This window comes from Sphingomonas albertensis, assembly GCF_014358075.1.
GTDB lineage: Bacteria > Pseudomonadota > Alphaproteobacteria > Sphingomonadales > Sphingomonadaceae > Sphingomonas > Sphingomonas albertensis.
In genome coordinates, this window is sequence record NZ_JACONT010000025.1 from 1 (window position 1) to 22780 (window position 22780).

Here is a 22780-nt window from a genome sequence, read left to right on the forward strand (position 1 = left end):
ATCGCGCTCGCGCCGATTACAGTCATGCCGAGCGCGCGCCGGCGGCGATGTTCATGGGGCTGACGATCGCCAACGTCGTCGGCGTGCCGCTCGCGACCTGGGCGGGCGAGCATCTCGGCTGGCGCGCGTCGTTCTGGGGGATTGCCGGGCTCGGCATCGCGACGATGGCGGCCTTGCGCCTGACCCTGCCGCCTTTACCGGCGCCGGCGGGCAGCGACGCGATGAGCGAGTTGCGGGTGCTGACCCGAGGCCCGGTGCTCGGCGCGCTCGGCATGACTGTAATCGGCGCGAGCGCGATGTTCACCGTCTTCACCTATATCACGCCGATCCTGCGCGAGGTGACGCACGCGTCGCTCGGCTTCGTCACCGCGATGCTGGTGACGTACGGCGTCGGGCTAACGGTCGGCAATTGGCTGGGCGGGCGGTTTGCCGATCGGTCGGTCGACCGGACGCTGATCGTGACGCTCGCCGCTCTGGCGGTGATCCTCGCGGCGTTCGCGGTCTTCATGCCGCTGAAGGCGCCGACCGCGATCCTTATCCTCCTTTGGGGCATTGCCAGTTTCGCACTCGTCCCGCCGCTCCAGATCCGCGTGATGCAGGCGGCGGCGGCTGCGCCGAACCTCGCCTCGGCGATGAACATCGGCGCGTTCAATCTGGGCAATGCGATCGGCGCGGCGCTTGGCGGCGGGGTGATCGCAGCGGGGCTGGGATTTCCCGCCGTGGCATTGGCTGGCGCGGCATCGGCGGCGCTGGGCTTGGTTGCGGTGATCGTCAGTGTCCGGCGGCAATCGGCAAAGATTGGCTCGGCACGTTGTGAAACATGAAGACAGCGGGGACGTAGAAAGCCCGTGACTGCCACGCCCTTAGAGGCGTAATCCTTTAGTCCAATTTACTATTCTGACCCAGTTCCTGACATTCAGCCGCAATTTTGCACCTACCACACCAGACATTCGCTACCTGTTTTCCGGCTCCCCGACCTCGGACACCCGTTCATATTCAAACGGCTCGTTAGCGATGGCAAAGATTGCAGCTTGGAAGCGAGTATATGGCCACTGGTTCTGCCTATTGAGGGGATCGCTTCGGCAAGGCATTGCTGGCCGCTGGGCAGCCATACTCCATCAAGTGGATCGGCGTTGAATTCCAACCGCCGTCGTGTATCCGTACCGCACCACAAAAAGGGTTGATCATGAAGAAAGTTTTTGCTGTCGCCGTCGTTACTAGCCTGCTCTCGCTCGCAGCCTGCAACACCAGCCCGCGCGAGCAGGCTGCCGATAAGATCGAGTCGAACACTGAAGCCGTCGCCGATAACCTCGAAGACGCGGCCGACGCCACGGGCAACGAAGCAGCTGAAGCGAACCTCGAGAACAAGGCCGACGCAGTGCGTGCGACAGGCCAGAATCAGGCTGAAGACATGCGCACCAACGATCCGGATACCAATCTTTCCAATGGCATCTAACAGACTAAGCGCTTAGTCCTGCAGACAGCTTGCTCTCAAGCGGCTTGCAAAAATAGGGCATTCGAGGCGACTCGGATGCCCTTCTTACGTCTTGCAATGAGCGCCAAGGCTGTTGGCAGCTGTAGCCATCCTATGCACCATAAGCGATCCAAACGGGAGGTGTACGACTTGAGACATGTTCCCAGGCTTTCGGCGAGCTAGTGAATATGATTGGCCCGCTGCATGGAAGATCATAGCTGGCATTCGCGCGCCCTTCTCGGCTTCCGAAACCTACGCATCCATTGATTATCCAGATGAGGTCGACAGCATCTTGATGTGGGCCACCTTATTGAATGTTTTCTGCTAGCGCGAAGCCATCATAAAGGTAAGGTGCAGTGTCCTTAATCGGAGAAGATGGTTGGTTTTGAAGTATATGCCGCTTGTTGCCCTCCTCGGCGTCATCGCGATCGGGAGCGCGGTTGCTGGCCAGACTCCGCAGCCGACAGCGGCAGTGCCTACGGATAGCACCGCGGCGACCAGCTACGGCACCTGGGGCTTTGATGTGACGGGGATGGATCGTAGCGTGAAGCCCGGTGATGACTGGTTCCGCTTCGTCAACGGTGCGTGGGCGGACCGAACGAAGATTCCGCCGGATCGATCGTCCTACGGTGCCTTCGCGGTTTTGCGGGACATTTCTGAGCAGAGGCTGCGTAGCCTCATCGGCCGCTATAGCGCTTCCGACACCGCGCATCCCGACCGGATGAAGGCAGCAATCCTCTACGCAGGGTTCACGGACACCGCGACCGCAGAGAAGCTCGACGCCGCACCGCTGACCCAGCGACTGGCGCCGCTGAGGGCTGCTACGTCAAAGGACGACATCGCCCGGTTCATGGGGCGCTCGCTCGGCGGTTTTGGCGCCAGCTTCTTCGCGCCCGGCGTCAACGACGACGCCAAGCAGCCAGACGTGTACGCCCTCTATTTGCGGCAGTCCGGCTTGGGCCTCGGCGATCGCGACCTCTATCTCGACGGCAAGTTCGCTCCACAGGTTGCGCGGTATCGCCAATATGTGACGCAGATGCTGACGCTTGCGGGATGGCCCAACGCCGAGGCCGCGGCGGGGAACGTCGTGGCGATGGAGACCAAGCTCGCTCAGGCGCATTGGACGCGCGCGCAGAGCCGCGACCGCGACAAGACCTACAACCCGACGACGCCCGCGCGGTTGGCGAGCCAGGCACCCGGTTTTCCCTGGACGACGTTCTTCAAGGCGGCCGGCGTTGACGCCGCCAACCGCGCGATCGTGGCGCAGAACACCGCCTTCCCCGGCATCGCCAAGGTGTTCGCCGAGAGCGACCTCAATACGCTGAAGGCGTGGGAGGCGTTCCGCATCACCGACGACATAGCGCCACTCCTTTCGAAGCGCTTCGTCGACGCGCAATTCGAGTTTCGCTCGAAATTCCTGAACGGCCAGCCGCAGCAGCGCGAGCGCTGGAAGCGCGCGGTGGCGTTCGCCGAGAATGGCGTCGGTGAGGGGATCGGGCGGGACTATGTCGCGCTCTACTTCCCGCCCGCGTCCAAGGCGAAGATGGACCAGCTCGTCGGCAATTTGCGCGTGGCATTGGCTGGGCGCATCCGCAATCTGACGTGGATGGGCGCTGCTACGAAGGAGCAGGCGCTCGACAAGCTCCGAGGCTTTAACGTCAAGATCGGCTACCCAGACAAGTGGCGCGACTATGCTGGCCTCCAGATCAAACCGGGCGACCTTGTCGGCAACGCAGAGGCCGCGCAACGCTTCGAATGGGATCACCGGCGAGCGCGGATCGGCAATCCGGTCGACAAGGCTGAATGGGGAATGACCCCACAAACGGTCAACGCCTACTATAACTCGGTCAAGAACGAGATCGTCTTCCCGGCCGCAATTCTGCAGCCGCCCTTCTTCGACCCAAAGGCGGACGACGCCGTGAATTATGGCGGCATCGGCGGCGTGATCGGCCATGAGATCAGCCACGGCTTCGACGATCAGGGCCGAAAGTCGGACGGCAGTGGCATTCTGCGCGACTGGTGGACGGCGGAGGACGCGACCAAGTTCGAGGCACAGGCGGCAAGGCTAGGCGAACAGTACGAGGCGTACAGCTTCGACGGGCTGCCCGGCATTCACATCAATGGCCGTGCTTCGATGGGAGAGAACATAGGCGATCTTGGCGGGGTGCTGATCTCGCTCGATGCGTATCATACCTCGCTTGGCGGCAAGGCGGCCCCCGTGCTTGGCGACTTCACCGGCGATCAGCGCTTCTTCCTGGGTTGGGGACAGGTTTGGCGGACGCTGTTCCGGAACGAGGCGCTCCGACAGCAGCTGGTCAGCGACCCGCACTCGCCGGGCCAGATCCGCGCGGTGAACCCGCTACGCAACGTAGATGCTTGGTACGCCGCGTGGAAGATCGATCCTAGGCAGAAGCAGTATCTCGCACCGGCCGACCGCGTACGGATCTGGTGACAGTGCCATCTGTCAGATAACTACGGCGGGCGGCAAATGGGTAGCTCAGGATCTGAGGTGACTTGCTGCACCTATTCGTCCGCCAGCGCTACTCATCGGCGCGAACCCATACCCGGTCATTCACGGCGGCTTGTTGGCGCCCCGAAACCGGACGCCTATTCATCGTCGCGCTAAGACCGCTCCTAGTGGCTAGAATTCCGCACTCAACGTGGCGGTTCGCGTCGCTTACGCCCTAATTTGCAGGAGCGGTGCTGCGAAATTACAATTTTCCTGCTATTGCGAGACGATTGCAATTACGGAGATCTGCTTCTAACGCCTTCGCAAAGGGGAATAGAATGAAGATCGCATTGGGCATGATCGCCGCAAGTGTCATGACGACAGGCATAGCGAGCGCGCAGGAGATTCAGGCCTCCGATGGTGGGGACGATGCCCGGAAAGATATCGTAATAACGGCTGCGCGCACGAACCTGCCGGCTAGCGCCCTGCCCCTAACCGTGGACGTGATCGACCGCGAGACACTGTCACGTCAGGTCGCAGTCTCCGGCTCGGTCGTCGACGCGATATCCGCGCTGCTGCCGGCCTTCTCGCCCACACGTGAAAAGATCACCGGCTTCGGCGAAACGCTGCGCGGTCGCTCGCCGCTTTATGCGATCAACGGCATTCCGCAGAGCACGCCAATCCGCGACGGCGCACGCGACGGCTATACCATCGACCCCTTCTTCATCGACCGGGTCGAAGTGATCTATGGCTCCAACGCGCTGCAGGGCATTGGCGCGACCGGCGGCGTAGTGAACCAGGTCACCGCGAGCGCGCCGACGCAGAACGGCTGGAGCGGCCGCACGCTGCTTCAGGGTAACAGCGGCGACGATTTCGCAGGGTCGTCACTTGGCGCCAAGGTCGCCGGTCTCGTCACCATGCGCAGCGGCCGGTTCGACGCGACGGGCGGCATCGCCTTCGAGCGGCGCGGCGTTTTCGTCGATGGCCGCGGACGGCGCATTGGCCTCGACGGCAACCAGAGCGAACTTCAGGATACGGACAGCCTGGCCTTCTTCGGCCGGGTCGGCGTCGATCTGTCCGACACCGCCCGGTTCGAGGTGATCGCCAACCGCTTCAAGCTGGAAGGCAACAACCACTATGTCGCGGTCGATGGCAACCGGACGCTCGGCATCCCTGCCACTAGCCGGAGAGGGGAAACGGTCGGACAACCCTCTACCGGCCTGGCCGAGATGGTGTCGGCATCGCTGACCGACGGCAATTTGATGGGCGGGGCGTTCACGCTCCAAGGCTTTTACAACCGGACCAGCGACACGTTCGCCGGCGGTATCCTCGCGACCTTCCAGGACGCGAGGATCGCTCCTGCCGGCACACTGTTTGACCAGTCGCGCAACGTCTCGCGCAAGCTTGGTGGCAAGATCAGCTATGAACGCGCGGTACCGGAGTTCGAGGCGCTGACGCTGACCGCCGGGTTCGACGCGCTGATCGATCGCACCAAGCAGGATCTGGTGCAGACCGGCCGCACCTGGGTGCCGCGGACGGATTTTCGCAGCCTCGCGCCGTTCGGCCAGGCCAATCTCAAACTGTTCGACGGCATCGTCAGGGTCGCGGGCGGCGTCCGGTACGAGAACGTGCGGCTCGATATCCCCGACTATACGACGCTTGCGAGTGCCGGTTCTCGGGCCGTTATTGGCGGCAAGCCATCATTCAACCGCGCGCTGTGGAACGGTGGTTTCGTGCTGGAGCCGGTCAAGGGTATCCGCGCCTATGGCAGCTATGCCGAGGGCTACACGATCGCCGATATTGGTCGTGTCCTGCGCGGTATCAGCCAGCCTGATATCCGGATCGCCGACTTTCTCGATCTGACGCCGGTGATCTCGAACAACCGGGAGATCGGCTTCGAAGTGAAACAAGGGCCGCTGGACGCCAGCGCGACCTATTATTGGTCGTCGAGCGATCTGGGTCAGGTGCTCGTCCGCAGCAGCGATGGCTTCTTCAACGTTGCGCGCCAGCCGATCGACATCGAGGGTCTCGAACTGAACCTCGCTGTTCGCACCCCGCTGCCCGGTCTGAAGGTCGGCACCGGTTTCAGTCATCTGGGCGGGCGCACCGACACCAACGCCGATGGCATTCTCGATGCCGATCTGGACGGCGCCAACATTTCGCCGGATCGCCTGAACCTCAACCTGGATTACAGCCGCGGCCGTTTCAGTGCGCGTGTCCAGGGCCGCTATTACCTGTCCCGCCGCTTCGAGGGACAGCCGATCGCCAACGACTTCGCTGGTTATCGGCTGTTCGACGCGTATGTCGCCTACGAGCTATCGGTAGGCCGCGTAATGTTGAGCGTTCAGAACGTCGGCAATACCGATTACGTTACCTACTACAGCGATACGCAGGGCCCGACCGACAATGCGCGTTTCTACACCGGGCGGGGCCGCAATTTCACGTTGAGCTGGCAGGCCGGCTTCTGATGCGCATCCTGTCCCTGCTGCATCGCTGGATCGGCGCGATCGGCGGCCTGCTGCTGGCGGTACTGGGGCTCACGGGTACGCTGCTCGTCTGGCGCAACCAGCTGACCTTCGTGGCGCACGCTGGCGATCCAGTCCGGGCCGATCCGGGATCGCTGGCCTTGGCGGTCGGCGCAGTAGCGGGCGCGTCGTCCCCGATCGACCGCATTACCTTCGCAGGCGACGGTCTGGGCGTTCATCAGGCCATCTTCGCAGACGGCAACGGTGCCTATATCAGCCAGGCTGGCGTGACGGTCGACCGCTGGTCCTCGTCATGGCAGCGACCGGAATTGTGGGTGTTCGACCTCCATCATCGCCTTCTGGTCGGCGATGCCGGCGAGACAATTACCGGGATCGCCGGGCTTACGGGCCTGTTTTTCCTCATTACGGGGCTGATCCTGTGGTGGCGGATGCGCAGCCGCTTTCGGCTGAGGTTATGGCCCGCGACGATGAGCCCCGGCGCAATCGTCCATCACCACCGGGACATGGGCGTCGTGACGGCGCCGTTGCTGCTCGTGTCGCTGGTAACGGGCGTTCTGATGATTTTTCCCGCGTTGGGTGGGCCCTTGCTTGCCGAAACACGGGCGGTCGCACCCAAAGTTCACGGTGTCCGAGCCACGCCATCCGCGCATGACCTGAAGCCGCTTTTCACGGCTGCGGCCGCGATGTTTCCCAGTGCCGAATTTCGCCGCCTGCAAATGCCGCGGAAGACCGGCGCTCCCATCGTCCTGCGCCTCCGCCAATCTTTCGAATGGACCCCGAACGGACGGACGTTCGTGTACGCCGATCCGGTTACCCTGGCCATCCTGGCCCATGACGATCCAGCAACCCGGGGAAAGGCGGCATCAATCCGCGAGAAACTCTATCCCGTGCACGCTGCCAAGACCGGCGGCATTGCATGGAAGGTCGCCATGACGGTGTCGGGCATCGTACTGACGCTGCTTGGCAGCCTAGCGGTGTACGGCTTCTGGCGGACGAAGTGGAACGTGGGCCAGAGCAAGCGGAGAAAGAGAAAAGTATTTTAAACCATGACGTTCATGAGAATATTTGAGGCTCGAATGACCGGCTGGTTACGGAGCTAGAGACCCAAATGTTGACGTTCGGCACTGCGTGGCGGCTTCCCATAAGCTGCCTTTCGTTCATTTGCGTGGCATAGGCAGAAGCTGCCCCAAACCTACCGGGCCCGTCATACTACCGCACTAGCCGGCCACCGGCTTCAGCCTTGCCCGGGAAAGACACATCTCCCGAGATTGGAGATCCCAACCTGCCTCATCACATCGCCTGGAAGTTGTTAACCGCCGCCCCGCGGCGATGCCCCCGACCACGCGGGTGCGCAACCGATCCAGTCGTCACGACCATTTTTGCCGATGTCAATCCACGGCTGACAGCCCGGCAGCAGCGATACCTGCGAGCGCACACGCTTCGTCATTATCCGAGGTGTCACCAGTCACGCCCACTGCCCCGATCAACTGGCCATCTGCGTCGACGATGAGCACGCCGCCCGCCGCAGGCACGACGCCGTGCGGAGAGATTGGCCCGAGCGACGCAATGAACGTCGGGCGCTCCGACGCCATCTCGGCAATCTTACGGCTCGATATGCCGAGCGCGAGCGCCCCGCCCGCCTTGGCCATCGCAATCTGCGGCCGCAGCGTCGAGGCCCCGTCTTCACGCTGCATCGCGACGAGGTGCCCTCCGGGATCGAGCACTGCCACGCAGAGAGGCTTGAAACCGAGCTCTACCCTCCTCTGCAACGTCGCCGTGACAATTTTGCTGGCAAGTTCAAGTGTGATGCGCACCATGCATGGTTCCTTTTTTCGACCGATATCCCGGAGGATGGGTAAACGGCGCGAGGTTGGCAGGGATCATGGCCAACTATGAGAATGCCTCTACCGCCTTTGGCGATCCACGCGACGCCCATTTGCGCAGCAGCTGCACACAAATATGCCCCGGTTGACCGGCTCAAACAAATGCTTTGCGGTCCACCTCGACGGTCGATCGTTAAAACCGTCATGCGGCGGTCGATCCTCGTCGACTGCGAACGTGCGATTATGGAGTACGGATGATGGGCGATCTTCTGGCGAGTCGAGTTGGCCTCGACGTGGTCGTAACGGGAAAGGGCGTCGGCGCGGAGGTTCGGGGTATCGATCTTCGGAAGCTCGATGACCAACAGTTCGCCGACCTGCACCAGGCCTGGCTCGACAATCTTGTCCTGCTCGTTCGCGACCAGGCGCTGTCGGACGCGGACCTGATCGCCTTCAGCCGCCGGTTCGGCGACCTCGATCTTGCGCCCATCCAGGAGACCGGCCGCCGTTTCGTCGAGGGACTGCCCGAACTCTATGTCGTCTCGAACGTGGTCGAGGGCGGTGTCCCGATCGGCAGCCTCGGGAACGGCGAGGCGGTCTGGCACACCGACATGTCCTATGTCGAAGTCCCGCCCCAGGCGAGCGCGCTCTATGCGCTGGAAGTGCCACCGACGGGCGGCAATACGAGCTTTATCGATATGTACGCCGTGTACGAAGCGCTGCCCGATGACCTGCAGGCGCGCATCGCCGGACGCCGCGTCAAACACGACGGCACCTACAATAGCGGTGGTTTCCTCCGCCAGGGCGTCACGCCGAGCGACGATCCGCGCAAGGCGCCGGGGAGTCTGCATCCGTTGGTCTACACGCATCCCGAAACCCGACGCCCCGCGCTGTATCTCGGCCGCCGACGGAATGCCTATATCGATGGTCTGGATCTGGCCGAATCCGAGGCGTTGCTCGACGAGCTTTGGGATCATGTCGACGGCGACCGGTTTGGCTGGAGCCATCACTGGCGCAAGGGTGATCTGGTGCTGTGGGACAATCGCTGCACGATGCACCGCCGTGATGCGTTCGATCCGGCCGCGCGGCGCGTAATGCACAGGACGCAGATCAAGGGGACGGGCCGACCTGCATGACGGGCCGCAGCCTCAGCCGGTCCGAGGCGGTCGCTCGCCACGACCCGCGGTGGATGAGCATCCCGAACCGTATCCTCGCGGTGCTCTGCCTGATGTATCTGGTGCTTTACATCGACCGAGTGAATCTGGCGACGGTTGGCCCGCGGATGATCGCCGAACTGGGCATGAGCAACACCCAGTTCGGCCTGGCGATCTCCGCCTTTTCCTATCCCTATGCACTGATCCAGCTTTTCGGCGGTCGCGTCATCGATCGCTTCGGACCGCGACGCATGCTGCTGATCTGCGGCGCGATCGTCTGCGTGGCGACGGTATTGACCGGGCTGGTCGGCGGGATGGCATCGCTGTTCGCATTGCGTCTCGCGCTCGGCATCGGCGAAGGATTCGCCTTCCCCGCCGCGACGCGCGCCATGGCGACATGGCTGCCACCCGCGCGCTGGGGCTTCGCGCAAGGGATCACGCACGCTGCCGCGCGGCTCGGCAATGCGCTGACCCCGCCGCTGCTGGTCGGGTTGATGGCGCTCGTATCCTGGCGGGGTGCGTTCGTGGTGCTAGGCCTTGCGAGCGCGGTCTGGGTAATCCTGTGGCTGGTGGTCGCGCGGGAGAACCCGGAATGCCACCCCGGTATGTCCGACGAGGAACGCGCCGAGCTTGCCCCGGCCGCGCAACAGGCTGCCACCACGCCGCCCGTCCCGTGGTGGCGTCTCGCGCGGCGGATCGCGCCCGTCACCGCCGTCGATTTCTGCTATGGCTGGACATTGTGGGTGTTCCTGACGTGGCTCCCCTCGTTCTTCTTCAAGAATTTCGGGCTCGACCTGAAGCACTCGGCGCTGTTCTCGGGCGGCGTGTTGCTGGGTGGCGTGATCGGCGACTGGGTCGGTGGAGCAGCCAGTGACTATATCTACCGCAGGACCGGCAGCCTGCAGGCGGCGCGGCGCAACCTGATCATCGTCGGGATGGTCGGTGCGTTCGTTTTCCTGGTGCCCGTGGTCCTTACCCACGATCTGACGACGGTGGCGATATGCCTGTCGCTCGCGTTCTTCTTCTCCGAGCTTGTGGTGGCGCCGATCTGGGCCGTCCCGATGGACATCGCGCCGCAATATGCCGGCACCGCCAGCGGCATGATGAACTTCGGCTTCGGGATCGCCGGTATCCTCTCTCCACTGGTATTTGGCGCGGCGGTGGACCTGACGGGAAGCTGGTCAATCCCGTTCTGCGCCTCGCTGGCGCTACTCCTGGTCGGCGCTGGCCTGTCTTTCTTCATGCACCCGGAAAGGCCTTTCCGAGCCGACGGACCTCGCTGAGTCGGAATGGGGAAAGCACCGCTTTGCTGGACGTGGTGACGTATCGCGTGAAATCTGATTGCCCTGATCTCGGCCGAAACCCGGGATAGAACGGTCTGACGCGTATCTGAACAGCTGCGTTGCGTCGCTGGTCGGAAGAAGGCAGCTTACGCGTTCACGGAAAGGGAGACCGGATTGTGTCTGTTGCTGTCCTGGATAGCCGACGGCTGACGCTCATCGCGCTCGTCCCCGACAAGGCCGTCTCCATATTCGAGCGGTTCCGGGAGTTTCCGCGGTTTGGCGATGCGCAGCATATCGCGGTGCGCAGCCGTACCGCGGCCGAGCGAACGGCGCTGGCGGCGCGGATCGATGCCGCCGTATCGGCGTCCGACCGTGCGGTCATGCTTTTGGCACAGGGCAGTGCCTGCGCGGCCGCCGCATGGTGGGCCCGACTGTCGCCGAAAGCCTATACCGCGAACGTCGCCGGCGCCCTGTTGGTCGCCCCCGAAGGCACGAGCTTGCACCAGCGTCATTTTGAGGCACCGAAAATCGGCCTGCCCTTCCCGTCGATCGTCGTCGGCGCCGATGACGAGGCGCAGCGCCTGGGCGTGGAATGGGGCAGTCGCCTGATCGATGGCCCGTTGCTAAGCGCGGCGACTGCGCCGACCAACCGCCTGCGCGCCATCATCGAACGCTTCACCTCTGCCGTCGTAGAGCGCGACGTGGGTGCCGCGTATCGCATCATCCAAGCGATCGGAGACGCCTAGTTGGATGCCGGCGGGCAAGTGAGACCGGCCGAACATCGGGCAATGTGAGCGCCTTGTCGTAAATCGCCGTGACGAAGCAAACCTATCCCAGCAGCGCACCTTTGCTTGCTTTCAATTCCCATCGATCGAGGGGATGTTAGCAGCAAAGGAGGTGGATATGCGAAATCTCGTCGCGAGGATGCCCGTTATCGAATGGCCTACGCTCGCCATCGCCGTCCTGATCTACGCCGGCTGGATCGCGCTTACCGCGTTTCATGCGCGGGTTCCGCTTCCCGTGCTGGTCGTCCTCGGCGGATGGCTGGTCGCATGGCAGGGATCGCTGCAGCACGAGACGATCCACGGCCATCCGACCGGGATCGGCTGGATCGACGGCGCGATCGGCTTTGCCCCCTTGTCGCTCTGGCTGCCGTACCGGCTGTATCGCCGAAGCCATCTCGCGCATCATGCCGCCAAGGTGATCACCGATCCACGGCACGATCCCGAATCGCGCTACCGTCTATCCCGACGCGGCGCCCTCGCCGCCTCACTGCAGTCGACCCTGGTCGGCCAGATGATCTTCGGCCCGGCGTTGTCGATCGGCCGATTCGTGATCGGCGAGGCGCGACGTGCCGCCCGCAGTCCTGCTGCCGTCGCGCGAGACTGGACACCGCATCTGATCGGCGTGGCCGCGCTTTTGTGGTGGCTGGATAATGTTGGACTGAACCTCGCCACCTATCTGCTGGCCCTCGTCTATCCGGGCACCGCGCTGACGATGCTGCGGTCCTACGCGGAGCATCGCGCCGACCTAGCGAGCCCCGGACGCGCCGCCATCGTCGAGCGGGGCGGCCTGTTCGCATTGCTGTATCTCAACAACACGCTCCATGCCGCCCACCACGAACGTCCAAGGCTGGCCTGGTATCGTCTCCCGTCCTACCACCGCAGCCACCGGGACCGGTTCGTGGCGCAAGGCGCGCCGGTGTATCGCGGCTATGGCGAGATCCTGCGCCGGTTCGCGTTTCGATCGCATGACGACATGCTTCATCCCGATCACCGGGCACGCTCCGCATGACGCGACTGGTCGTGTCGCTCGGGATGTACGATCACCCAGCGCAACAGGGTGCGAACGATCGGATCTGGTCCGCGATCGTCCGTATCCTGCGCACACGCGGGGTTGAAGGCGTGCCCGATGTCCTCGACCGGGCGCGCCACGTTCATGACCTCTGGCGGGACCCGAACCTGCTGTTCGGGCAGGCGTGCGGCTATCCGCTGATCGCCGACGATAGCCTTGCTCTGCAGGTCATCGCCTTGCCGATCTACGACGTGCCGGGGTCGACGAATAGCGAAGCGACGCACGCCAGCGTGCTGGTGGCGCGCGCGAACGATGGGCGTAGGTCGCTGGTCGACTACCGCGACACCCGCGCCGCGATCAACGATCCGCAGTCGAACACTGGCATGAACCTTTTCCGCGCGACGCTGGCGCCGATCGCCGGGACGAATGTCGTCTTCGCCAGCGTAGTACAGACCGGATCGCACCGCGCCAGTGTCGCGGCGATCGCCGCAGGGGAAGCGGATATCGCCGCGATCGACACCGTCACCTATGCCACGCTGGTGCGGCACGAACCCGATCTGACCGCGCCACTCAAGATCGTCGCGCGCAGCCCCGCCTCGCCGACGCTGCCGTTCGTGACGTCGGCGGACACGAGTATCGAGACGATCGCAGCGCTGCGGCTGGCCTTGCAGCAGGTCATGATGGACTCTCGTCTCGCGGACGATCGCGCCATGCTCGGGCTAACGGGTATCGTCACGGCAAACGCTGACGCGCTGGCTCCGATCCGCGCGCTGGAACAGACGGCGATCCGCTTCGGCTATCCGGACCTGCGATGACCGTCGCGCCGCATCAGCCAGTGCCCGATCTCGACGACGCCATCGCGGACCTGCGCGCCGCACGCGACGCCTGGCGACGCGAGGATGGCGGACGCCACAACGTCGCGCACTTCCCGTCGCGCATCGAGGTCGAGCGCGCGGTCGGCGATCTTGTCGTCGCGCTCTTTCCCGGACGGCTCGGTGGCTATGCGGGGGATGGCGCGGGGGAAGACGCCTTCGTCGCCTCCGCACTTCGTCGCGCGCTGACGATCCTGCAGCGACAGGTGACGAGCGAACTCGCCTATTGGCAGGAGGAGTCGGCGCACGCATTCGATCCCAGCCAGCCGGCGATGATCGTCCGTCTCTTCGTTGCCGAACTCGGTCCCATCCGCGAGATGGTCGACGCCGACGTCCGCGCCGCGTTTCTCGGCGATCCCGCGGCACGCAGCGCGGACGAGATCCTCGTCTGCTATCCGGGGATCGTCGCGATGCTCCATCACCGTATCGCGCATGCGCTCCACGATCTGGGCGCGCCGATCGTCGCGCGGATCGTGTCCGAACTCGCCAACACGCGCACGGGCATCGACATCCACCCCGGCGCCACGATCGGGCGCGGAGTCTTCATCGATCACGGCACCGGCGTCGTGATCGGCGAGACGGCGATCATCGGCGACCGGGTCCAGATCTACCAGCATGTGACGCTCGGCGCGCGCAGCCCGCTCGGCGTGACGGACATGTCGGTGCGCGAGCGCTTGGCCCGCCATCCGATCGTCGAGGACGACGTCGTGATCTATGCCGGGGCCACCATCTTGGGGCGGGTGACGATCGGTCGCGGCGCGACGATCGGCGGCAATGTCTGGCTGCTGGAGGACGTGCCGCGCGACAGCGTCGTGGCGCAGCCGACCGCGGTGATCCTGAAAGGCGACGCCGCCACCCAGTTGCACGAGACGCTGCGCGGGCGAACCGCGTGACGCGGTTCTTTCCCTCGTGTCGTCATACCAGCCGTCGCGATGAGAAGCCCGCACGCCCCGTGATCGGCGTGGTGTGCTGCAACGAAGTCGCGGATCGTCCGATCTTCCCGAGCTTCCTGTTCGCGATGGGCAACGCGATGAGCTTCGCGACGCGCAGACGGATCGATACCGCGCCGTATCTTATGCAGCTGTTCAAGCGTGGTGCGATCATCTTCGTGCTCGGGTTCCTGATGTACTGGTTCCCGTTCGTCATGCGCACCGACGACGGCTGGGCGGCGATCCCGTTCGCGCCGACCCGCGTGCCCGGCGTGCTGCAGCGTCTCGTCCTGTGCTACGTCGCTGCCGGGCTGCTGGTGCGCTGGCTCGACGTGCGGGCGATCGTGATTGCCGGTGTGGTACTACTGTTCGGCTATTGGGCGATCCTAGTGTTCCTGTCCGCGCCCGGCATGGCGTACGACAAGTTCGGCACGGTCGGCACGCAGCTCGACCTGTGGCTGCTAGGCCCCGGGCATCTCTACAAGAAGGACGGCGGCTTCGATCCCGAAGGGCTGCTTGGTACGCTGCCCGCGATCATCAATGTGCTGGCGGGCTATCTCGCCGGGCTCGCGGTACAGCGCGGTCTCGATCTGAAGCGGACGGTGCGCGCGATGGCGCTGTTCGGCTTCGCGTTCTTGATCACCGGGCTGGCCTGGTTTCCGTGGTTTCCGCTCGCCAAGAAGCTCTGGACCAGCTCGTACGTGCTGCTGACGATCGGCGTCGACTGCATCGTGCTGGCGGGGATCATCGCGCTGATCGAGATTGCGGGCGTCAAGCGCGGCACGCGGTTCTTCACGATCCTCGGCCGCAATCCGCTCGCGGTCTATCTGTTCTCCGAACTGTTCGTGACCGCGATCAACCTGATCCCCGTTAGCCCCGACGGCGGGCTCTACGAATGGGTCGGTATCGCGATCTTCCAGCGCATCGCGCCCGGCGCGTTCGGGTCGCTGCTCTGCGCCCTCGCCTACACGATGCTGTGCTGGGCGGTCGGCTGGGGGATGGACCGCAAGGGGCTGATCCTCAAGGCGTGACCGCGGTGCGGTGATCGAAGCGCCGCGCTCCCGATCATCGTTGATCGATGCCGGCGTCCATAAGGTAGCTCATGGACGCTGGCAGTCAGCGCCGTCGTGGCAATCCTATTGGGCTTCGCGAAACGCCGTCGTCTTTCCGAACACGGGTGCATTCACCGATTTAGGGACACCGCTCCCCTCCCCCGTCAGGTCGAAGAACAGGATGCGATTGGCGCCCTGCCGCATCCATGGTGCGGGTGCGTACAGCGTGTGCACGGGCCCGATCCCCCAGAACCGGCCGAGATTGTGAGAGCCGATCCAGAGCTGGCCTTTGTGAAGCCCCCGCATGTCCAGATAGGTATCCGCCGGGCGGTCCACGGTCATCTCGGCTTCGTAGAAGCAGGGGCCGCTGCAGGGCTTTGCCGACAGACGGATCGCGTTCGGATCGGTCATCGGCAGGCGGAACATGGTCCAGTCCTCGATCGGCCTGCCAGCGAGCGTCACCGCACCGGTCAGCCCCGCCTGTTCCGTACGGATCGCGCGCGAGTAATTCACCCGCCCGGTATTCTCGACGAGGATATCCAGCGTCGCGGATGCATCAAGCTTCGGCAGATCGATCGTCTCCTGCCCGAGCCGGCGGTCCAACGCGCCGATCAGCTTCCGATCGACATAGACCTGCGCATAGCTGTGCATGCCCTCGAGCTTCAGCGTACCGCTGCGTCCCCTGGGCAGGCCTGTTCGGTACAGGACATAGCCGTAATTCTGATCGAGTTCCTCGAACGTCATCGGCTGCCGGGCGTGGACCGGCGCGGGCAGGATGTCCCACAGCGATGCGCTGCGCCGGACCGGCGACATCGCGAAGGTCGCGGCGATGCTCGCCACAGGCGCGGGTGCGGCCGGCTTACCCGTGACCTCGGCGATCGCCGCGGCCATCAGCGCGTATTTGTACCGCGGATTGCCGGCCTCATCGAGCGGCGCATTATAGTCGTAGCTGGTCGTATCAGGGTGATAGTCGGTCCCGGTATGCGAGTCCGCGCCGTTCATCCAGCCGAACGAGGTGCCGCCGTGGAACATGTAGAGCGATACCGAGTAACCGCGCTTCAGCATGAAGCTCAGTTCCTTCGCCTCCTGGCGGCCATCGGTCTCGTGATGGTCCTCGGCCCATTTGTCGAACCACCCTGCCCAATATTCGCCGACCATGCGCACGCCGTCGGGCCGGAACGCCTCCAGCGCCTTGACGGCCTTGGTCGCACCACCCGAACCGAAGTTCACCGCGGCCGGCAGCAGCGGCAATGACCCCTTCGCCAGGTCGGACGGCTGGTTGGAGGTGAACAAGACCCCGTCCGCCAGCCCAGCGCGACGGTATGAGACCTGCAAGCCCCTCAGATACGCCGTGTCGTCGCCGAACGCGCCATATTCGTTCTCGAGCTGGATCGCGATAATGGGTCCGCCGCGCCGCAGCAACAGAGGGGCGACCTGCTTGCCCAACTGGACCAGCCACCGCTCGACGGCGGTGGTATATTTCGGATCGGTCGACCGCAGGACGAGGCCGCGATCCTTCAACAGCCACGACGGATAGCCGCCCAGTTCCCACTCGGCGCAGACATAGGGGCCCGGTCGAAGGATGACGTCCAGCCCCTCCGCCTGTGCATCGCGGATAAAGGCGGCAATATCGTTCTGGCCCTGGAAATCATAAATGCCCGGCCGCGGCTCGTGGACGTTCCAGAACGCATAGGTGGTGATGGTGTTGAGGCCCATCGCCTTGGCCTTGCGGAGCCGGTCGCGCCAATAGGCGCGGGGGATGCGGACATAGTGCATCTCCGCGGAGATGACCTGATACGGCTTGCCGTCCTTGAGGAACTGCGATCCTGAGACGCTGAAGCTGCGAGCGGGCGTCACGGCATCCGCAGCGGTCGACGCTGCGGCGAGTGCCAGCGAGGCAAGTGCCGCCCCCGAAATCCATCGACCTATACGCGGCATATCTTTCCCCCGGTTGCGCTTGAGCGAGGGTACCGCCGTCAAGGTCGCCTTCGCCAGTGTCGTCGGACCCCGCGCGATACGAGGTCCGACGGTCGCCTGTCAGAAGCGTACCCGGACACCGGCCGTATAGCGCCGGCCGACGTCGAGTACGCTGCGCAGCAGACCAGTGCCGGTAACGTTGACCGTCTTGGAATTGGTCGCGTTCGTCAAATCCGCATTGAGCGAGATCGCCTTGTTCACGTCGTAGCTCGCCGAGATATCCAGCTGCCCATAGGAGCGCTGATAGTCGCCGTCGCCGAACGTGCTGCGCGCATCGCCGACGAAGCCATTACGGTAGTTGTAGGACGCTCGTAGACCGAAGCCGTATTTCTCGTAATAGCCCGCAATATTGTAGCTGCGGGTCGAAGCACCTGAAATCGGGATCGCTGGCTGCCCTTGAGTGACCACCACATCACCAAGGTCGAGATAGTTGAAGTTACCCAACACGCCAAAGCCGTCCAACGCGCCGGGCAGGAAGGTGAACGGTACCTGCGCGCCCAGTTCGAATCCCTTGATCTTGCTGCTGGCGCCGTTGCGCGGCTGGAACAGTGTGAAGTCCTGCAACAGCGTACCGCCCTCTTCCAGCTGCACCGTATATTGCGCAGGCGATGTGGTACGGACGATAAAGTTCTCCACGTCCTTGTAGAATACCGCAGCTGACAGCAGCCCGCCGCCCTTCAAGTAATATTCAAGCGAGAAGTCTAGCTGTGACGAAAGATACGGCTTCAGATTGGGATTAGTGGCGTTGATCGACCGCGTGTTGGCATCAACGTTGATTGACGGCGACAACAGCCCCAAGTCGGGACGCGTGAGCGTCCGCGCCGCCGCAAACCGCGCTTTCAGCGATTCGGTCAGGTCGTAGGACATGTTGAGGCTAGGCAACCATTCGCTGTAGTTGTTCTTGATCGCAACCGGCTCCGTACGCTGCACGATCGTCGTGACCCCGCCGCGACGGACAAACAAAGACGTGAGATCGGCGGCAAAGCCGCGCGACACCTGATCCGTGTGGACGTAACGCAGGCCGACATTGCCGACGAACCGATCGTCCAGGGCCTTCACATCGAACTGCGCGTAACCTTCGTAGGATTTTTCGGTAACTGAGTAATCCCGAGCGGACTGCGATGTCGGCGGCGACACCTCCAACAAGCGGGACAACGGGACGAGTGCGAAAAACTTCTCCAGGTCGGGCGCGAGATACTGACCCAGCGCCGAACTCACATATTGCGAGAAGTCGACAACGCTCAGAATATTCGCAGCCGACGTACTCCCGCCCTCGACGTTCGCATTGTAGGTCTGGCCGAGCAATGTCGCGAGCTGGGTGGAAGTGACGTTGAACTGGCGCGAGGCAAAGCTGCTGCGGCGGTTCGCGAACATGCCGCCCACCTTTAACGACCCCGTGAAGTCGCTACCCTCGAACGCGTATTTGCCGTCGAGACGACCGTCATAGTTCCGATCGGAACTTGGCGCCTTGTAATCGCCGCCGACGCTGAACAGGTTGAACGTCGCGGGGTCGAGCGGATCGTAGCCACGATTGAACGATACTATCGGCTCGTTACCGACTCCGTTGCGCAGGTCGTAGGACGCCGACGCGCGTGAATTGATCCCGAAACCATAGTTGGTCGCGGTTCGATCTCCCTTGGAATAGGTGCCTTCCGCCGAGATGGTCAGCGGCCCGTTCGCCCAGATGCCGCCGACCGCGCCGGTATACAGCTTGTCGCGGGTCCGGATGGGCCGCGTGTCGGAGCGGTGATCGACTCCGTTCGCATCGAGCGACGTCAGCAGCGTGCCGTCGTTGGTGCTGCCGACGATCCCGGCATTCACGCCCTGAATGTTGGTGAAGCGGACCTGATGCTCGTTATAGATCGAATAGTCGCGGAAATCGGAGAAGAAGCCGTCTGCGTACAGGTTGAGCGTTGGGGTCGGCTTGACCTGGATACCACCGATGACCGTGCGACGTTCGAACGTGCCGTCCTGCGCGACGAGATTGGTAGTATGGTTCAGGCGGAACTCGTCGTTGAGGTCGCCATCGCGGTTATAGTCGAGCGGCGGGTTACGGCGGTTTTCGGCGGCAAGCTCGGCGCCATAGCCGAAGAACCCTGCCTGCAGTACGCCGCGGCGTTCGTAATTTACCCCGAAATTGACACCGACCGTGTCATTGAACACGTGATTGACGTAGACCGAAACGTGCGGCGTCACGAGCCTGGGATTCTGTTCGTAGATGCCTTCCGCGGTCACCGCGACGACGTTGCGGCCGGCATCGAGCGGGCGTGCGACGCGGACGTTGACCGTTCCGGCCAGCCCGCCCTCGACCATCTCGGCGGTCGGCGACTTGATGACCTCGACCGCGCTGACGAAGTCCGAGCTGAGCGAGGTGAATGAAAAGCTTCTCCCGCCGCCCGGTGTAGCGATCTGGCGACCGTTATACAGCGTCTGCGTGAAGCTGGGCCCAAGGCCACGCAGCGCGACCCTTGATCCCTCACCCTTGTTGCGGGTGATCTGCACGCCGGTAACGCGCTGAAGCGATTCCGCCAGGTTCTGATCGGGGAACTTGCCGATGTCTTCGGACGAGATCGCGTCGCTGATGCCGACCCGGTCGCGCTTGAGCGCGGTTGCGTCCGCCAGACTGCGTCGGATGCCGGTGACGACGATTTCGTTGCCCTCTTCCGGCGCGAGCGGCGCCGCGTCCTGTACCGAAGCGGCATCTTGCGAAATGGGCTTAGCCGACTCCGGGGCGGGCGGCGGTGTCTGCGCCAGCGCGGACCCGCCGGCAATCAACGCGAACGCGGACGTGGCAGTGTAAAGCCCTTTTACCATTCTATACCTCCCTGAATTATCGTTATTTTATGTTTTTTTATAATTGTCAGACCGTAGTGAAGCTCATCGCATAGGTGCGCCGTGCTTCGGCCTGGAACGTCGCCAGTCCCCGGTCCGATCGGACCGCGATACGCTTTGTACCGTCGTGGATCGCGGCGACCGTCTGGCCTGCGGGCGGGCGAATTATCTGCTCGCCCGCAATCGACGGCGTCACGGTGGCGCTTCGGATTCGTCCCTGCGCCCAGCGCAGTCCCACGGTGGCGCCGCCGCGAGCCCGCAAGCCCGTCACCTCACCGTCGCGCCAACTCGCCGGTAGCGCCGGACAGAGAGCGATCGCGCCGTCGTGGCTCTGCATCAGCATCTCGGCGATGCCGGCGGCTACCCCAAAATTACCGTCGATCTGAAACACCGCGCTTGGATTGCCGGGATGCGTATCGAACAGGTTGTCGGCGGTGCTTTTCGCTAGAAACTGATCGACCGAATAACCGGCATGCGCGCCGTCCCCGAGCCGCGCCCAGATGCACGTCGCCCAGGCGCGACTCCATCCGGTCGCAGCGCCACCATTGGCCTCGCGCCGCTGCATCGATGCACGCGACGCCTTTGCCAAGCCCGGCGTTTGGCGGGGGGTGAATTCGGATCCAGGATATAATGGGTAGAGGTGCGAGATGTGCCGATGCCCCGGCTCCTTCTCGACGAAGTCCTCGGACCATTCCTGCAGCTGCCCGTATTTGCCGACCTTGTAGGGCTCCAACTTGCCGGCAAGTGTGTTGAGGCGCCGGGCGAAGTCCGCGTCGATCCCCAACAGAGCAGCAGCTGCTACGCAGTTGGCGAACAACTCGCGCGTCAGGGCAAGATCCATCGTGCAGCCTGCGCTGATCGCCGCCGGCTGGCCGTCGGCAGTCAGGAACACGCTTTCCGGCGATATCGAGGGGGCCGTCGTCAAACGCCCCGTGTGCGGATTGCGCACCAGCCACCCGGCGCAGAACTCGGCCGCACCGCGCATCAGCGGATAGGCGCGGGTCCGCAGGTAATCGATGTCGCCGCCGAACACATAATGGTGCCACAGATGCTGGCACAGCCACGGCCCGGCCATCGGCCAGTTGGCCCATGACGGCCCGCCCTCACCCTCGCCGACCGGATTGGCCATGGCCCAGATGTCGGTGTTGTGATGCACGCACCAGCCGGGCATGCCGTAATAGTCGGTTGCCGTTCGCGTGCCCGTCTCGGCAAGGCGCGCAATGAAGTCGAGCAACGGCGAATGGCAGTCCGCGAGGTTCGTCGTCTCGGCATGCCAATAATTCATCTGGACGTTGATGTTGCTGGTGAAGTTGCTGCTCCAGGGCGCGCGAACCGCCGCGTTCCAGATGCCTTGTAGATTGGCGGGCTGCGTCCCCGGACGCGAACTCGCGATCAGCAGATAGCGACCGAAGTTGAACAGCAGCGCGGCAAGCGCGCCTTCCGGCACCTTGGCATTATCGGCTCGCCGACGATCGGTTGCGACGTTCGTCCGCGCGGTGCCGATCGTCAAGCCCGCGCGTCGATACAGTCGCTGGTGATCGTCGATATGCGCAGCCTGCAGCGCGACGAACGACTTCTTCGCGGCAGCATCGATCTGCGCGGACGCTCTCGCGGTGATTGCCCCGATCGCGACGTCCGGCATCTGGTCGTGTCCTCGGAAGCCGGTTGCCATCGTAATCCGCAGCACGATCTCGCTCGCGCCCTCGATCGCAAGGCGATCGCCCTGCGCCACGACCTTGCCGTCGATGGTCGTGACGTCGACGATTCCCGCGAACGCCATGCCCCTGCCCGCCGCATCGTCGTAGACGATGGGGTCGGGCACATCGCGGTAGTTCGGCTGGCAGATCAGCGGCGCCTTGCCGGTCAGGCTGAGGCGTCGCCCATTCATGGCCACACCGCCCCGCAACGGTGTTGATAGCCCAAGCGTGCAGGACAGCGCGCGCGGTCGATCGACCGAAAGGCGCACGACGATGACCTGATCGGGATGCGACGCGAAGATCTCGCGGGTGTAGCGCACACCCTTGTGTCGATAGACGACCGACGCAATGGCGCTGTCGAGATCGAGCGTGCGCGTGTAATCGACGACGTCGTCGCCATGCGCCATGTCGAGCAAGAGGTCGCCGAGCGGCAGAAAGCTCTCGCTGTAAGGCCCCTGCATGTCGTGGCCGATCCGGTCGGCAGCGTGATAGTCGCCCGCAAACACCGCATCGCGAATGGCAGGCAACAATGTGCGTGCATGTGGGTTACCGCGATCGTCACGCCGTCCCGACCACAACGTGTCCTCGTTCAGCGAGATGATCTCCTGACGAACGCCGCCGCGCACCATCGCGCCGATCCGACCGTTTCCGATCGGCAGCGCTTCGATCCACGTGGAGGAGGGCGCATCGAACCACAAAGCATGCGGGTTGCCCGAAGGCGACATGCCCGCGGCGCGCACGGCGACCCCGCCTATGGTCTGCCCTGCCAGCGCGACGGCCCCGCCTTTCAGAATGCTGCGCCGGTTCCAGTTTGCCATATCACTCCCCTGCCGGCCTTTTGACCTTTGTGAATGTGTCCTTCGTCTCATCAGACAAGTCAAGGTTATCTGACAACTGATTTATGTGTTTTTGGGTGGTGTGACGCGCGACGGCAACAGGGGGCGAATTTGCGGGCTTGCCG

16 protein-coding genes are annotated in these 22780 nt (G+C 63.7%); 12 read left to right on the forward strand and 4 right to left on the reverse strand.

All coding sequences use genetic code 11. The features are described from left to right. The 5 genes from H8S47_RS12015 to H8S47_RS12035 all read left to right on the forward strand — a co-directional run. Window positions 1-824 (forward strand): MFS transporter (locus tag H8S47_RS12015; protein WP_235982821.1); only part of this gene is annotated, 824 nt, incomplete at its 5' end. A 362-nt stretch (window positions 825-1186) separates the two neighbouring features. Further along, the gene (locus H8S47_RS12020) at window positions 1187-1456 is read left to right on the forward strand and encodes a hypothetical protein (protein ID WP_187504100.1); all 270 of its coding nucleotides are present in this window, start codon (window positions 1187-1189) and stop codon (window positions 1454-1456) included. A 397-nt stretch (window positions 1457-1853) separates the two neighbouring features. After that, window positions 1854-3926, forward strand: coding sequence for a M13 family metallopeptidase (locus H8S47_RS12025; RefSeq protein WP_235982822.1), 2073 nt, complete (start codon window positions 1854-1856; stop codon window positions 3924-3926). 335 nt (window positions 3927-4261) lie between these two features. Then, entirely contained in the window at window positions 4262-6391 is a 2130-nt protein-coding gene (locus H8S47_RS12030) for a TonB-dependent receptor (protein WP_187504101.1), read from the forward strand. Then, window positions 6391-7452, forward strand: a complete 1062-nt coding sequence (locus H8S47_RS12035; RefSeq protein ID WP_187504102.1) for a PepSY-associated TM helix domain-containing protein — start codon at window positions 6391-6393, stop codon at window positions 7450-7452. The genes H8S47_RS12030 and H8S47_RS12035 overlap by 1 nt, the downstream gene beginning before the upstream one ends. Before the next feature lie 345 nt (window positions 7453-7797). Here the strand turns inward: H8S47_RS12035 and H8S47_RS12040 are convergent, their stop codons facing one another. Further along, complete coding sequence (locus tag H8S47_RS12040; RefSeq protein ID WP_187504103.1) at window positions 7798-8226, reverse strand: GlcG/HbpS family heme-binding protein; 429 nt, start codon at window positions 8224-8226, stop codon at window positions 7798-7800. A gap of 263 nt (window positions 8227-8489) precedes the next feature. Between H8S47_RS12040 and H8S47_RS12045 the strand changes: the two genes are divergently transcribed. The 7 genes from H8S47_RS12045 (at window position 8490) to H8S47_RS12075 (ending at window position 15292) form a co-directional block, all read left to right on the forward strand. Then, window positions 8490-9365, forward strand: coding sequence for a TauD/TfdA dioxygenase family protein (locus tag H8S47_RS12045; protein WP_214655057.1), 876 nt, complete (start codon window positions 8490-8492; stop codon window positions 9363-9365). Beyond that, complete coding sequence (locus tag H8S47_RS12050) at window positions 9362-10666, forward strand: MFS transporter (protein ID WP_187504105.1); 1305 nt, start codon at window positions 9362-9364, stop codon at window positions 10664-10666. Before H8S47_RS12045 ends, H8S47_RS12050 begins: the two co-directional genes overlap by 4 nt. Window positions 10667-10842: 176 nt before the next feature. Further along, a complete protein-coding gene (locus tag H8S47_RS12055; RefSeq protein WP_187504106.1) occupies window positions 10843-11412 on the forward strand; it encodes an alpha/beta hydrolase in 570 nt (189 codons plus the stop codon). Between the two features lie 157 nt (window positions 11413-11569). Continuing rightward, window positions 11570-12460: a fatty acid desaturase gene (locus H8S47_RS12060; RefSeq protein WP_187504107.1), complete on the forward strand. Its 891-nt coding sequence runs from the start codon at window positions 11570-11572 to the stop codon at window positions 12458-12460. Next, window positions 12457-13275: a phosphate/phosphite/phosphonate ABC transporter substrate-binding protein gene (locus H8S47_RS12065; RefSeq protein ID WP_187504108.1), complete on the forward strand. Its 819-nt coding sequence runs from the start codon at window positions 12457-12459 to the stop codon at window positions 13273-13275. Before H8S47_RS12060 ends, H8S47_RS12065 begins: the two co-directional genes overlap by 4 nt. Beyond that, window positions 13272-14225 carry a serine O-acetyltransferase EpsC gene (gene epsC / locus H8S47_RS12070; RefSeq protein ID WP_187504109.1) on the forward strand — a complete coding sequence of 318 codons (954 nt, stop codon included), beginning with the start codon at window positions 13272-13274 and terminating at the stop codon, window positions 14223-14225. Before H8S47_RS12065 ends, epsC begins: the two co-directional genes overlap by 4 nt. Then, window positions 14222-15292 (forward strand): acyltransferase family protein, encoded by a 1071-nt coding sequence (locus H8S47_RS12075; RefSeq protein ID WP_187504110.1) that lies wholly within the window; start codon window positions 14222-14224, stop codon window positions 15290-15292. The genes epsC and H8S47_RS12075 overlap by 4 nt, the downstream gene beginning before the upstream one ends. Window positions 15293-15397: 105 nt before the next feature. On the opposite strand, the gene H8S47_RS12080 is transcribed toward H8S47_RS12075, so the two are convergent. The 3 genes from H8S47_RS12080 to H8S47_RS12090 form a co-directional block, all read right to left on the reverse strand. Continuing rightward, a complete protein-coding gene (locus tag H8S47_RS12080) occupies window positions 15398-17251 on the reverse strand; it encodes a glycoside hydrolase family 35 protein (RefSeq protein ID WP_187504111.1) in 1854 nt (617 codons plus the stop codon). 99 nt (window positions 17252-17350) lie between these two features. Beyond that, complete coding sequence (locus H8S47_RS12085) at window positions 17351-20104, reverse strand: TonB-dependent receptor (protein WP_187504112.1); 2754 nt, start codon at window positions 20102-20104, stop codon at window positions 17351-17353. A gap of 46 nt (window positions 20105-20150) precedes the next feature. Beyond that, complete coding sequence (locus H8S47_RS12090) at window positions 20151-22637, reverse strand: glycoside hydrolase family 95 protein (protein ID WP_187504113.1); 2487 nt, start codon at window positions 22635-22637, stop codon at window positions 20151-20153. Window positions 22638-22780 lie beyond the last annotated feature (143 nt).

Excerpts from the sequence above, each read along its gene's own strand:
- H8S47_RS12020 (WP_187504100.1), top strand. The coding sequence starts at position 1,187 with ATGAAGAAAGTTTTTGCTGTCGCCGTCGTTACTAGCCTGCTCTCGCTC.
- H8S47_RS12030 (WP_187504101.1), top strand. The coding sequence starts at position 4,262 with ATGAAGATCGCATTGGGCATGATCGCCGCAAGTGTCATGACGACAGGC.
- H8S47_RS12035 (WP_187504102.1), top strand. The coding sequence starts at position 6,391 with ATGCGCATCCTGTCCCTGCTGCATCGCTGGATCGGCGCGATCGGCGGC.
- H8S47_RS12040 (WP_187504103.1), bottom strand. The coding sequence starts at position 8,226 with ATGGTGCGCATCACACTTGAACTTGCCAGCAAAATTGTCACGGCGACG.
- H8S47_RS12045 (WP_214655057.1), top strand. The coding sequence starts at position 8,490 with ATGGGCGATCTTCTGGCGAGTCGAGTTGGCCTCGACGTGGTCGTAACG.
- H8S47_RS12050 (WP_187504105.1), top strand. The coding sequence starts at position 9,362 with ATGACGGGCCGCAGCCTCAGCCGGTCCGAGGCGGTCGCTCGCCACGAC.
- H8S47_RS12060 (WP_187504107.1), top strand. The coding sequence starts at position 11,570 with ATGCGAAATCTCGTCGCGAGGATGCCCGTTATCGAATGGCCTACGCTC.
- H8S47_RS12065 (WP_187504108.1), top strand. The coding sequence starts at position 12,457 with ATGACGCGACTGGTCGTGTCGCTCGGGATGTACGATCACCCAGCGCAA.
- epsC (WP_187504109.1), top strand. The coding sequence starts at position 13,272 with ATGACCGTCGCGCCGCATCAGCCAGTGCCCGATCTCGACGACGCCATC.
- H8S47_RS12080 (WP_187504111.1), bottom strand. The coding sequence starts at position 17,251 with ATGCCGCGTATAGGTCGATGGATTTCGGGGGCGGCACTTGCCTCGCTG.
- H8S47_RS12085 (WP_187504112.1), bottom strand. The coding sequence starts at position 20,104 with ATGGTAAAAGGGCTTTACACTGCCACGTCCGCGTTCGCGTTGATTGCC.
- H8S47_RS12090 (WP_187504113.1), bottom strand. The coding sequence starts at position 22,637 with ATGGCAAACTGGAACCGGCGCAGCATTCTGAAAGGCGGGGCCGTCGCG.